Consider the following 13,859-nt stretch of genomic DNA (forward strand, 5'->3'; position numbering starts at 1 on the left):
CTCGATTACAAACTACACGCCGCGATTAAATCGCCCCTAGATTGAATAAATTTTAATCCTGACGGGTCAATGGATCTTAAGGCAAAATTGAATGTTTAAAAAAGCGAATTAAATCAATATTAAAATCTGCGGGTTTGACTGCACCTTCTAACGCATCTTGGTTGCGACTGTGAGCAAGATCAATATCTTGCACTTCAGTATAGCGTGCGTGTTTGGCATGATAAAACGTTTTTACTTGAGGTTTGAGTGGGCTTGCAGGGTTACTTTTAGTAACCAACCCCACTTTTTGACTCGATAGTTTAACTAAGGTGCCAACAGGATGAATACCTATGCATTGAATAAACTTAGTGAGTAACTCGCCATCAAAACTGTCAGGGCAACCGTCTTTTAATATTTTAAAGGCTTTTATTGGCTCCATACCTGCTTTGTACACGCGCTCAGCTGTAAGTGCATCATATACATCAACAATAGAGGCCATACGCACGTATTGGCTTATTTCATTCGCAGGTTTACCAAATGGGTAACCGCTGCCATCTAAACGCTCATGATGAAAACCTGCAATATCGACAGCGATCCCGGTTAGTCCTGCTTTTTCTAAAATTTGCTTACTAAAGAGTGCATGATCTTGAATAACTTTATATTCTTGTTCGGTTAGCTTACCAGGCTTATTTAAAATTTCATCGGGGATCTGAATTTTTCCAATATCATGTAGGAGAGCGCCTGTAGCGAGCTCTTCGATGAGATCTTTTTCAAAGCCTAAGTGTTTGGCAAAAATACTTATTAAAATAGAAACATTGATTGAATGCTCTAATAGGTAGGTGTCTTTTTCACGCATACGAGTGATACATGCAAGCGCATCTTGATTGCGAAATACAGAATCTATAAAGCCGTTCGCTAATTCTTTAAATGGTGCAATATCAATTGTATTACCTGCTTTAATATCGGTAAATGCTTTGCTTTGCAGTTGTTTTGCTTCTGTATAAAGCCTATTGGCTTTATGCATTTCTTGTTCGACACTATTAGCTGTTAGCCAAGGATCACGTTGCTTGGGGGTATCGTCAATAATTTCATCACAAGTATGCTCTGTACTTGGATCTACGATGGTTTTATCAGGATCAATTTCAACCTCTAATATACCGGCTTTAATAAGTTTATCGATCCCTGTTTGCGTTTTAACCCAACCTTGGTTTTTGATCTTAATTTTTCCAGTTTGTTTCGTCACGTTCTGAACAAACATACCAGGGAGAAGTTGATTAATAGGGATGGTCTTCAAATTATTTACTTCGTTAAAGTGGTTGTTCTTTAAACCTAGCAAACTTTTGCTTATAACTGTAGTAATAGACATGAAAAAGGGCGCTATTTAGCGCCCTTTAGTACTTATTACGTATTTATTCGTCGTCTTCTACTAACGTCATTAGCGATGTATTACCGCCAGAGGCTGTTGTATCAATACTTATAGTCTTTTCTGTGACTAAGCGCTTGATTAGCGTGTCGTAGTATTCTGAGCTTATCACTGGCAATATCGCACCTTTGCGTCCTGCAAGCTGTTGGCTAAAGTAACCTAAACGAGAAGAACGAGCTGCAACTACTGCGCCGGCTAAATGAGGGTGTGCTAAAAGCGCTTGCAACTGGTTAGGTTTAGCTACTTGTAAAACACCTTCAGCAACGCCGGTAGAGATAAATTTATCTTTAAAGGCAACCGCTTCGTCATAGAATATTTCAGAGGCTACAGTGATTACAGTATTACCGGCAGCGAGTGCTGTGATAATTGAAATTGCCCAGAAATTAAATGACGTGCTCTTATCCGCATAACACACTACACAACCACGCGCTTCAAGGTGCAGGGTATTTGATTCACCCGTTGGCCCAGGCAACGTTGTATGTTTGCGCATGTGTTTTTCAAGACGGTTAAGCTGTGCACGTGCATCGGCAAGTGTAAGGGCTAAATCGTCCGCAAGCTCGTCAATAATGTCAACAGTTGCTATTTTAGCCAGTAGTTGACGTACCGCAGAAACGCGGTCATTAAGAGGTGTTGCGCGCCAGATTTTCTCGTCACGCATTGAGTTGGCCATTAACTTTTCAACTTGCTCATTTGCACCCGAGTAGTGGTGTAAATCAAGCTCGTCAGGCGTTAGGTTAGTCATTTGTACGTTATCTGGCGATGCTTTTTCTTTCACTAAACGTTGTAGGTAGTTAGGGCCACCTGCTTTAGGACCTGTGCCAGAAAGGCCACGGCCACCAAATGGTTGCACACCAACGATTGCACCAATCATGTTACGGTTAACGTAAACATTGCCCGCACGCGACATTTTCGCTAAGTATTCACAACGCTCTTCTATGCGTGAATGAATACCCATTGTTAGGCCAAACCCAGTGTTGTTAATTTGATCAATTACGTTATCAAGGTCTGAACCTTTAAAGCGAATGATGTGAACACATGGGCCAAATACTTCACGTTTAAGCACTGACAAATCTTTGATTTCGTATAAACGAGGAGCAAAGAAATACGCGCCATTTTCGCTATTATCTGGAATATCACATTGATAATGCAGTGTTGCGTTACCTTTTAGGTACTCCACATGATCGTTTAAGTTCTTAAGCGCTTTTTCATCGATTACAGGACCAATGTCGGTTGATAGCAATGAAGGGTCGCCTACGTGTAACTCTTTAAGCGCGCCTTTGATCATCTCAATCACGCCATCAGCAATGTCTTCTTGTAAAAATAATACACGAAGCGCAGAACAACGTTGGCCGGCACTTTGAAAGCCAGAACTGATCACATCATCAACAACTTGCTCAGGTAGCGCTGTAGAATCGACGATCATACAGTTTTGGCCACCTGTTTCGGCAATGAGTGGTACTTGAATATCGTTACGAGCAGCAAGAGTTTGCGAAATGATTGTGCCGGTTTCAGTTGAACCAGTAAACATAACAGCTTGAATACGTTCATCAGGAACAATCGTTTTACCCACATCGCTACCGCGAGCTACTACAGCCTGTACAACAAACTCAGGTAAGCCAACAGATAACATAAGTTCAATAGTACGTAGTGCAATATAACTTGTTTGCTCAGCTGGTTTTGCAATTACGGTGTTACCCGTTACGATTGCAGCGGCAACTTGACCTAAAAAGATTGCCAGTGGGAAGTTCCATGGGCTGATACATAAGATCACGCCGCGAGCTTCAAAACGCTCATCTTCACTTAGCTCTTCAGCGCGTGCTGCGTAGTAGCGACAAAAATCAACGGCTTCACGTACTTCATCAATACCGTCTTGCGCTATTTTACCAGCTTCTTTGATACAAATAGCCACTAGCTCATCGTGATGACGCTCTAAAATATCAGCAATGCGGCGCAGTAAATTAGCACGATCTTTTACAGGTGTTTGTGACCATGATTCAAACGCTGTTTCAGCATTGCTTAGCAAGGTCAGCATGTCATCACTAGAGTGTAGTTTGACGTGACCAATGATTTCTTGATGATTTGCAGGGTTTTTAACGGCTAATGAACCTTCAGGTACATCCGTTGCTGTAATACGGTGCTCTGTAAACCAAGTATCAAGATTTTCTTTGAATGGCGTAATGATATTGATATCAGTTAAGTCCATGCCTTTTGAGTTTGCACGTTCTTCGCCATATAAATCAATTGGCATTTTGATTTGTGTATTGTACTTGTTACGTAAGCCTTGGAGTGTTTCAACCGGATCCGGCAGTAACGATTCAACAGGTTTAGTCGTATCAACAATCGCATTTACGAATGAAGAGTTTGCACCGTTTTCAAGTAAACGACGAACCAAATAAGCAAGTAGATCTTCGTGTTGGCCTACTGGAGCATACACACGACACTGGATTTTTTCTTCAGTAACGATTTGATCAAATAATGATTCGCCCATACCGTGTAAACGTTGAAATTCAAAACCTTGGTTATCACCTTTTGCAACTTCTAAAATAGTCGCTGCAGTGTAAGCATTGTGTGTTGCAAACTGTGGATAAAGCACATCACGTGCTTCAAGTAATTTAATTGCACAGGCTTTGTAAGAAACATCAGTGGTTGCTTTACGTGTAAATACAGGAAAGTGATCTAAACCATCTTGTTGTGTGGTTTTGATTTCGGTATCCCAGTATGCGCCTTTAACTAAACGTACCATCATCTTACGGCCAACGCGGCTGGCAAGTTCAGTTAACCATTCAATCACAAAAATTGCGCGTTTTTGGTACGCTTGTACTGCTAAGCCAAAACCATTCCAATCAGCTAGGTCATCATCGCTAAATACAGCTTCGATGACATCAAGCGAGATATCAAGACGGTCAGCTTCTTCAGCATCAACGGTAAAGCCAATGTCATAGCTTTTAGCAACCATTGCTAGCTCTTTGAGCTTAGGCACGATCTCGTTCATCACGCGTTCTTTATGCGTGAATTCATAACGAGGATGAATTGCAGAAAGCTTTACAGATATGCCTGGACTTTTTACTGGACCACGGCCATTAGCGGCTTTACCTATGGCATGAATCGCATTCATATAGCTATTGAAGTAGCGATCCGCATCTTTCATGGTGCGCGCGCCTTCACCTAGCATATCGTATGAGTATACATAGCCTTTTTGTTCTTTTTCAGCAGCACGTTCGATAGCTTCGTCAATCGTACGGCCCATAACGAACTGCTTACCCATGATTTTCATGGCAAAATTTACTGATTTGCGAATAACCGGTTCGCCTAAGCGACCAATCGTTTTCTTCAATACACCAAACTGCTGTTCTTTGGTTTTATCAGTGTAGTTAACCATTTTACCGGTAACTAATAGACCCCAAGATGATGCGTTTACAAATAACGAATCACTGCTACCTAAGTGAGAGCTCCAGTCGCCTTTTGCAAGCTTATCGCGGATCAAGGTATCTTGAGTTGCTTTATCTGGCACACGTAGCAGGGCTTCTGCTAAACACATTAATACCACACCTTCTTCACTCGAAAGTGAGAATTCATTTAATAGTGCATCAACACCGCTTTGACCATCTTGATCACGACGAATATTGTGAACTATCTGACGAGCACGTTCCCATGCGCGGCTACGGGCTTTAACGCCTACTTCGGCAAGGGGTAAAATGTGATCAATTACAGCATTTTCGTCAATGCGGTAAAAGTCACGGATCTTTTGTCGAATTGGACACGTTGTTGTCAAATCGCCGTTGAATAACATAAGTAACCTCTGGTGTGTGGAGTCTTGCAGCTAAAAAAGTATGCTGCTCGATTATCATGTTGCGTAATGCGTGCATTCTAATTAAATTCCAGCAGAATATGCTGGTTAAATTTGGCGTTTTACGATAATTTACAGGGCATACCTTTAACTTATCCGCATAAAATTCTGTTATGACAAGTTCGAATAGATTACGCCTGCTTGATCGTATCGATTTAGCAATATTAGATGTACTGCAAAAAAATGGCAGAATATCTAATGTTAACCTCGCAAAGCAGGTTAACTTAAGCCCTAGCCCTTGTCTAGATAGAGTAAAACGACTCGAACAAGAGGGCTACATAGAAGGCTACTTTGCTAAATTGAGCGAAGCCAAGCTAAACCAAAGTTTGCTTGCGCATGTGCAAGTATCTTTAGTGACCTCCAACACTGCGGTGTTTAAAATATTCCGTGAGCATATTTTAAAAATTAATCAAGTTGTTGAGTGCGATATGGTCGCTGGTGGCTATGATTATTTACTGAAAATCCGCGTATCAGATATGGATGAGTACCGCCAAGTATTAGGTGATTTAGTTGATATCCCTGGGGTTGGTACACATCACACTTATATGGTGATAGAGAAAATCAAACAAGACAGCGGACTTAGACTCGACACTTAAATTTAACTCACTGCTACCAACATGTAGGCGGGGGTTTACCCCGTGCATGTTTAATTCCCAACATAAGCTCACCAAAAAGAAATTAATGTTAGTCAGGATTTACTCTGTGCAGCGCAAAGCGCCTCTGTGCTCTCGGTGGTAAAATAATTATTGTCGCCATAAATGGCGACCTACAGGGGCGCGGTGCTTGCATTACTTGTAGGAGCGTTGTTTGGCACCGTAAAGATAAAGTGATTATCGCGATGTTAACTCACTGCTACCAACATGTAGGCGGGGGTTTACCCCGTGCATGTTTAACTCTCCACATAAGATCACCAAAAAGAAATTAATGTCAGTTAGGATTTACTCTGTGCAGCGCAAAGCGCCTCTCTGCTCTCGGTGGTAAAATAATTATTGTCGCCATAAATGGCGACCTACAGGAGCGCGGTGATTGCATTACTTGTAGGAGCGTTGCTTGCCAGCGTAAAGATAAAGTGATTATCGTGAGATTAACTCACTGCTACCAACATGTAGGTGGGGGGTTATCCCGCGTAATATTAATTACATCGCATATAAAAAAAGCACCCAAGGGTGCTTTTTTTATATCTAATATATTATTTAACGCTTACGCCCAGCCGTCATAGCGCTTACGACGCGATAATACGATAGTAAGAATAATGCCTAAAAATAAACCGATGAATGCAATTGCACCGCCGTAAGTTAGTAGCTGACGTTTTTCTTTCGCGCCTGCTTGCTGTTTTTGGGTGCGCTCAGCTTCTAAGGTGCTTTTAAGTTTAATTATTTGCTCAGAAAGAACATTATTTTGGTCTGTCAGCGTTTGGTTTTGTTCTTGAAGCTGAGGTAATTCAATTTGAGCTTGACGAAGTTGCTCTTGCATTGATGTCATTTCAGAGCTCAAAGTACGATATTGTTGATGGATACCAGCTGTTTGAGAAATGAACTTGGCTTCAACCCAACCTTCACGTTCTTTATCATCGATTACTTTAAAAAAACCATTTTCTTCAGATGAAGTAAGAGTTAGCTTAGTACCAGCATCAACAGAGCCAATAATACGGTAATTTTTACTCGAACCTGAATGCATAAATGTATAAAGGTTATCAACTATATAAGCGGTTTTTTCATCGGCCTGCTCTGCGTGGCTCATAAATGTAGCAGCTGCAAGCAGCAACGCTAATAAAGAATGTTTTAACATCAATCTACCTTGTTAATGTAACCGTGACTGCTACGGCAATAGTGTTTTTCATAGTTAAGTAGTGAGATAGTATGGATTTAACGCTCTAATAGCAAGGCTGATATTGTAATCGTGTATGTGAGCATAAAGGCTCAATCAGCTAAAATATTTGCAATGTTGGGCTGCTTTGTTTATTTTGAGCTCTTATTTATTTTAAAGGTAATCCTCAAGCCTAATGGATACTGAGATAGAACTGAAGTTTTTGGTGTCAGATGCCGTTATTCCACTGATCCCCGCGTTAATTACTCAATTTGCTAAAACCGTTACCAATAAGCCATCTCGTAGTTTGCAAAATGCTTACTTTGACACGCCGAGCCGTGAGCTTAGGGCATTAGATATAGGCTTTCGAACACGTTGTGCTGACAATCAATGTGAGCAGACAATTAAGCTCGCAGGTGAAGTTATGGGCGGTTTGCATCAACGTCCAGAGTACAATTTACCTTTGGACGGTTCTCGTCCAGATTTAAGTGCATTCGATGCTAATATTTGGCCGCATGGTATGCAAGTAAATGTAATTGCACAAAACCTTTATCCTATTTTTAGTACTAACTTTATTCGCCGCACGTGGTTAATAGAAACAAACAGTGGCGCTAAAATTGAGGTCGTCCTAGATAAAGGCGAAGTAGCAGCATCTGCAAAGGTAGAACCGATCTGTGAGCTTGAGATAGAGCTTGTAGAAGGAAGCCGCAATGAATTGTTTACTTTAGCCGATATACTAGTTGGACAAAGTAATATTCGTTTAGGGTTATACTCAAAAGCGGCACGAGGCTATCGCCTAGCGGATGAAAAACCACTTAAGCCGAGTAAATCAATTGGTTTTGTTTCTTTGCCTAATAATGCAACACAAGAGCAAGCTCTCATTGAGGCTATAAGTTTTGGCATTCGTTTTGTACAAAAGCATGAGCAATGCTATTTTGACAAACCAAGTTTAAAAACCCTCAAACGTGTGACTGACGGTATTAGCTTGATACGTCATACCTTCTGGTTATTTGATGATATTGTAGATAAAAACACCACGGAACGATTACGAACAGAGCTTAAATGGCTCCTAAGTGAGTTAGCGTGGGTAGAGAATGCAATTCAATTAAAAACATATACCTCTAAACGTCATGCCTATTATAAAAAAATTAACAGCGCGCCAGAACTAACACAAGTCATAAATGACTTAAAAGAGCTGCAACCTAGCATTGAAGATATTAATCGACTGTTTCACAGTGCACGCTACAACCGCTTATTGTTATCACTAACAACATGGTTGGTTGATAAGCAATGGCGAAAGAGTTGGGGGCAAACACAATTTCAAGCCGCAGAGCAGCCCGTTGCTGATATTGCGCCTCGATTATTTGATAAAGATTGGAAAGACCTACACCAATTACTGCCAGAACAAAAAACACTGACTTTTAAAGATTATTTAAATTTACGTACTCGCTTAGAAAACAGTTTGCTCAGTGGTAATTGCCTTGGCTCTTTGTTTGAAAAAGACGATCGCAATGAGTTCCGCATTCCTTGGCTTGATATTTCTCATGGTATGTATGAACTCAGTACGCTTGAGTATTTAAAGCAGTTATGTGCGGGGCAAGATGATGACGAACTTGCAAAAATTCAAAACTGGCTTGAGAAAAAATCGGAATATTTAGTAAGCGCAATGGAACAAAGTCGATTAGCTTCATATAAAATTTCACCTTATTGGTTATAACCATATTTAGCGAGTGCATAGGGATAGTGTATGTGGCAAAAATTATTATTTATTGCGCTGTTTTGCAGTGAGAGTGCAGTGGCCGAAGTAAAGTCATGGCAATTATGGAAGCATCAGAATGGTGTTAGCATTCACTACAAAAAACATGATAATGGTATTTTTGAAGTACGCGGTACAGTGACTGTTAGTAACACGAATGCTGGTGATTTTATGGCGTTACTTAGTGATGCAGAGAATGCGCCGCAATGGATTGAAAATGTTAAGAGTGTCAAAGTTTTAGCAAGATTAAGCCCCTCAGAAACTGTCGTGTACACTCAATTAGACTCACCATGGCCTGTCTCAGATCGCGATATGGTGAGTTATTCTTGTTATAAGCGATTAAACAATACGGACACTGAGCTGAAAATTTCGGCATATCCGGATTACTTTGATGAACAGCCTAATATGATCCGCATTACTGAAATAGAAGGTAGTTGGCTTTTAAGCGAAAAAATAGTCCAAGGGTTGCCACAATTAACGATTGTTCATGAAATATATGCAGATCCCGGTGGCGCTATACCGCATTGGATAAGTAATAAGGTTGGCCTTAAAAGTGCTCTTTTAACTATGCTCACGTTAGAGAAAAAGTTATTAAGCAAAGATTTTCAGACCAATAACACCGTTAGCAAAATCGGTGAGTGCACCGCCAAAGCAGCATAAAAAATTTAAATTATTTATCAGATTAACTTTATTACCATGAAATTATAGTAAAAGTCATTAAGTACAAATGGATAGAGTTTACGAGTATAAAAAAAGCGCCAGAAGGCGCTTTTTTTATTCATACAGAGGCTGAAATTATAGGCCAGCTGCTGCGCGAAGTGCGTCTGCTTTATCTGTGCGTTCCCATGGGAATTCATCACGACCAAAGTGGCCGTAAGCCGCTGTTGGTAGATAAATAGGGCGCTCAAGATCAAGCATTTGAATTAAGCCGTAAGGGCGTAGGTCAAAATGTTCACGAATAAGTTCGATTAAACGTGACTCTTCAAGCTTACTTGTACCAAACGTTTCAACACTGATAGACGTAGGCTCTGCAACACCAATTGCGTAAGACACTTGTAGCTCACACTTGTCAGCAAGACCAGCAGCAACAATGTTTTTAGCAACGTAGCGTGCAGCGTATGCCGCGCTACGGTCAACTTTTGATGGATCTTTACCAGAGAATGCACCGCCGCCGTGACGAGCCATGCCGCCGTAAGTATCAACGATGATTTTACGGCCCGTAAGACCACAGTCGCCCATTGGTCCACCGATAACAAAACGGCCAGTAGGGTTGATAAAGAACTTAGTCGCACTTGTAATTAGTTCAGCAGGTAGTACTGGCTTGATGATAGTTTCCATCACCGCTTCTACTAAATCTTTTTGTGAAATATCTTCACTGTGCTGAGTAGAAAGAACAACGGCATCAATGCCTACAGGTTTGCCATTTTCGTATGCAAAGGTAACTTGAGATTTTGCATCTGGACGTAACCAGTTAAGCTCGCCGCTTTTACGTACTTGCGCTTGGCGCTGTACTAAACGGTGTGAGTAAGTGATTGGTGCAGGCATAAGTACTTCTGTTTCGTTACATGCGTAACCAAACATTAGGCCTTGGTCGCCAGCGCCTTGTTCTTCAGGGCTTGTACGGTCAACACCTTGGTTGATATCAGGAGATTGCTTACCGATAGTGTTTAAAATTGCACACGAATCAGCGTCAAAACCCATATCAGAATGAGTGTAGCCAATTTCACGTACAGTTTTACGGGTGATTTCTTCAATATCAACCCATGCGCTAGTAGTGATTTCACCACCAACCATAACCATACCAGTCTTTACGTAAGTTTCACACGCAACACGTGCATGAGAATCTTGCTCTAAGATGGCATCAAGTACCGCGTCAGAGATTTGATCCGCAATTTTATCCGGATGACCTTCAGAAACTGATTCAGAAGTAAATAAATGTTTTGCCATTGTCTTTGTGCTCACAAATATTGCGCTTCACAAACGTCGGTAAGAGCGCTAAAAAATTAAGGGGCGTATTTTATCTAAAACAACGATAGTTGCATAGTGTTTTTACGCCTAGACGTCTAAAAAAAATTACTAATAACTTTTAGTTCTGAATAAAACTCCTTTGTACCTATAATTTATAGGGATTTTTAATTGCACACAGCACCCAGAATAAGTAAGAATGGGCGTTCAAAGTTACATACACACAAATCAGCGCAAATACAGTAAAGGTAGGAGAATTCATGCCGTCTCGCAAAGAACTTGCAAATGCTATTCGCGTCTTATCAATGGACGCAGTACAACAGGCCAAATCTGGTCACCCTGGAGCCCCTATGGGCATGGCTGATATCGCAGAAGTACTATGGCGCGATTATCTAAACCACAATCCAACAAATCCAGAGTGGGTAGACAGAGATCGATTTATACTTTCCAATGGCCACGGTTCAATGCTTATTTATTCTCTATTGCATTTAAGTGGTTATGATTTACCAATTGACGAAATTAAAAACTTCCGTCAAATGCATTCTAAAACACCAGGGCATCCAGAATACGGTTATGCGCCAGGTATCGAAACCACTACGGGCCCACTTGGTCAAGGGATCACAAACGCGGTAGGTATGGCGATTGCAGAAAAAGCACTCGCTGCCCAATTTAACCGCGAAGGTCACGATATTGTTGATCACCATACCTATACATTCCTAGGCGATGGCTGCTTAATGGAAGGTATTTCTCATGAAGCATGTTCACTTGCTGGTACATTAGGCCTTGGTAAGTTAGTAGCATTTTGGGATGACAACGGTATTTCAATTGATGGCGAAGTTGAAGGTTGGTTTAGCGACGACACCCCAGCACGCTTTAAAGCCTACGGCTGGCATGTAGTGAGCGGCGTTGATGGCCATGACTCAGATGCTATTCGCGCAGCAATCGAAGAAGCGCGTAGCATCACTGATAAACCAACACTGATTTGTTGTAAAACAGTGATTGGCTACGGTTCACCTAATAAATCAGGTAGCCATGATTGTCACGGTGCACCACTAGGTGAAGACGAGATCAAAGCCGCGCGCGAGTTCCTTGGTTGGACTGGTGAAGCATTTGAAATCCCAGCTGATATTTACAGCGAGTGGGATGGCAAAGAAAAAGGCAAGCAACTAGAAGCAAGCTGGGATGAAAAATTTGCAGCGTATGCAAGCGCACACCCAGAACTTGCTGCTGAGTTTAAACGTCGTACTCGTAGCGAGCTGCCAGCTGATTGGAGCGAGAAATCACAAGCGTACATTGAGCAGCTTGATGCAAACCCAGCAAATCCTGCATCACGTAAAGCGTCGCAAGATGCATTAAACGCATTTGGCCCGTTACTGCCTGAATTTATGGGCGGATCTGCCGATTTAGCAGGCTCTAACCTAACAATTTGGAAAGGCTCTAAAGGCCTTGAAGCAAATGATGCCAGCGGTAACTACATCTACTACGGTGTACGCGAGTTTGGTATGTCAGCCATTATGAATGGTATTGCACTACATAAAGGTTTTATTCCTTACGGTGCTACTTTCTTAATGTTTATGGAATACGCACGTAACGCAGTACGTATGGCCGCGCTGATGAAAGTGCCAAGCATATTTGTATACACGCACGATTCAATCGGTTTAGGTGAAGATGGTCCAACTCACCAACCAGTTGAGCAAATTGCGAGTATGCGTTTAACGCCTAACCTAGTTAACTGGCGCCCATGTGACCAAGTTGAATCTGCAATTGCATGGCAACAAGCGATTGAACGTAAAGACGGTCCAACCTCACTTATTTTTACTCGCCAAGGCTTAGCTCAGCAAACACGCTCAGCGCAGCAATTAAGTGACGTGAAAAAAGGCGGTTATGTACTTAGCTGTGATGGCGAGCCTGAGCTTATCTTTATCGCGACTGGTTCTGAAGTGCAATTAGCACAAGACTCAGCGGCTGAATTACGTAAGCAAGGTAAAAAAGTACGCGTTGTATCAATGCCATCGACTGACGTGTTTGATGCACAAGACGCCGCTTATAAAGAAAGCGTATTACCGGCTGCAGTTTCACGCCGCGTAGCAGTAGAGGCGGGTATTGCTGATTACTGGTACAAGTACGTAGGGCTAAATGGCGCAGTAGTAGGCATGACCACCTTTGGTGAGTCAGCCCCAGCTAACGAGCTGTTTGAGCACTTTGGCTTCACGGTAGAAAACATCGTAAGCAAAGCAAACGAATTGTTTTAATTTTTACGGCTAAAATTTAAAAGCCCGCACTGTGTTTACGCAGCGCGGGCTTTTTTGTATGGAGCTTTCAGCCGCCAGCCGTCAGATAAAAATAATCCGAGGCACAGTGCTAGGGAAAAGCCGTAGGAGGGTGCTTTAGCCCCGATTATATTGACGCTTCAGCCCCCTGTTATTCTTTACTCTATATTCTCGTTTATTTTTTAATTCTTGTTAGCGTGAAACTTGCTTTGCACGCTGTTTTTGTAGGTCGTGCTTTAGCGCGTAGGTCTGGTAGAGCGGAGCGAAACTCAGGATCTTGACCTAAGCAGAACAAAAGCTTTTTGATAGTAATACCTTAGGTAATTTGTTAAAAGCATATAAATTAGAAAAATGAGCGTTAAGCCAGCAGGAATATGCGCGGTGATCGTACTATAAAAATGTTAGGCTCAAGGAATATCAAATGACAACATGCATAATTTGCAAGGGTGAAAACCCAATATCAGAACTGAATTCATTAACAGATGAACATATCGTTCCAGAATTCATTGGTGGTTCACTCTGCGTATTCTCATGACTTTGATCACCGATTCTCATCAGCTTTGAWCACCTGATTTATCATTTTGTAGAGCCGTTTTTAAATTAGCTTAACTGATCATCATCAGTCAATTTATTTAACTGTTTTCGTATCGATTCTCCTTTTAAGTTCAACTTAATCGAACCATGAATTAGCCTATCTAAAATGGCGTCAGCATGGGTTGATTCTCCGATCATCTCATGCCAGTTTTCCTGCGGGAGCTGACTTATTATTATGTGTGATTTATACCCATATCGCGCATCGATTAATTCGAGTAA

10 protein-coding genes are annotated in these 13,859 nt (G+C 41.5%); 5 read left to right on the forward strand and 5 right to left on the reverse strand.

What is annotated here, in order from left to right; all coding sequences use genetic code 11:
• Positions 1–76: 76 nt before the first annotated feature.
• Complete coding sequence (locus ADS77_RS14995; RefSeq protein WP_054455164.1) at positions 77–1,273, reverse strand: HD-GYP domain-containing protein; 1,197 nt, start codon at positions 1,271–1,273, stop codon at positions 77–79.
• Positions 1,274–1,388: 115 nt separating this feature from the next.
• Positions 1,389–5,192 (reverse strand): bifunctional proline dehydrogenase/L-glutamate gamma-semialdehyde dehydrogenase PutA, encoded by a 3,804-nt coding sequence (gene putA / locus ADS77_RS15000; protein ID WP_054455154.1) that lies wholly within the window; start codon positions 5,190–5,192, stop codon positions 1,389–1,391.
• Between the two features lie 170 nt (positions 5,193–5,362).
• On the opposite strand from putA, the gene ADS77_RS15005 reads away from it, so the two are divergent.
• Complete coding sequence (locus ADS77_RS15005) at positions 5,363–5,845, forward strand: winged helix-turn-helix transcriptional regulator (protein ID WP_054204306.1); 483 nt, start codon at positions 5,363–5,365, stop codon at positions 5,843–5,845.
• Positions 5,846–6,449: 604 nt separating this feature from the next.
• Here ADS77_RS15005 and ADS77_RS15010 read toward each other — a convergent pair.
• Positions 6,450–7,037, reverse strand: a complete 588-nt coding sequence (locus ADS77_RS15010) for a TIGR04211 family SH3 domain-containing protein (RefSeq protein ID WP_054204305.1) — start codon at positions 7,035–7,037, stop codon at positions 6,450–6,452.
• A 214-nt stretch (positions 7,038–7,251) separates the two neighbouring features.
• Here ADS77_RS15010 and ADS77_RS15015 point away from each other — a divergent pair, with 214 nt between their 5' ends.
• Positions 7,252–8,772, forward strand: coding sequence for a CYTH and CHAD domain-containing protein (locus ADS77_RS15015; protein WP_054455156.1), 1,521 nt, complete (start codon positions 7,252–7,254; stop codon positions 8,770–8,772).
• A gap of 30 nt (positions 8,773–8,802) precedes the next feature.
• Positions 8,803–9,471: an START domain-containing protein gene (locus ADS77_RS15020; RefSeq protein ID WP_054455158.1), complete on the forward strand. Its 669-nt coding sequence runs from the start codon at positions 8,803–8,805 to the stop codon at positions 9,469–9,471.
• A 135-nt stretch (positions 9,472–9,606) separates the two neighbouring features.
• Here the strand turns inward: ADS77_RS15020 and metK are convergent, their stop codons facing one another.
• Positions 9,607–10,758, reverse strand: a complete 1,152-nt coding sequence (gene metK, locus ADS77_RS15025) for a methionine adenosyltransferase (protein WP_054204302.1) — start codon at positions 10,756–10,758, stop codon at positions 9,607–9,609.
• Between the two features lie 278 nt (positions 10,759–11,036).
• Here metK and tkt point away from each other — a divergent pair, with 278 nt between their 5' ends.
• On the forward strand, positions 11,037–13,028 hold the full coding sequence (tkt, locus tag ADS77_RS15030) for a transketolase (RefSeq protein ID WP_054455160.1): 1,992 nt from the start codon (positions 11,037–11,039) through the stop codon (positions 13,026–13,028).
• A 439-nt stretch (positions 13,029–13,467) separates the two neighbouring features.
• Positions 13,468–13,581, forward strand: coding sequence for an HNH endonuclease (locus ADS77_RS22740; protein ID WP_161803888.1), 114 nt, complete (start codon positions 13,468–13,470; stop codon positions 13,579–13,581).
• Positions 13,582–13,646: 65 nt separating this feature from the next.
• On the opposite strand, the gene ADS77_RS15035 is transcribed toward ADS77_RS22740, so the two are convergent.
• Positions 13,647–13,859, reverse strand: a 213-nt coding sequence (locus ADS77_RS15035) for an ATP-binding protein (RefSeq protein ID WP_161803889.1), incomplete at its 5' end; no start/stop codon positions are given.

The sequence above is a fragment of the Pseudoalteromonas porphyrae genome, from assembly GCF_001298125.1.
GTDB classification, from domain to species: Bacteria; Pseudomonadota; Gammaproteobacteria; order Enterobacterales; family Alteromonadaceae; genus Pseudoalteromonas; species Pseudoalteromonas neustonica.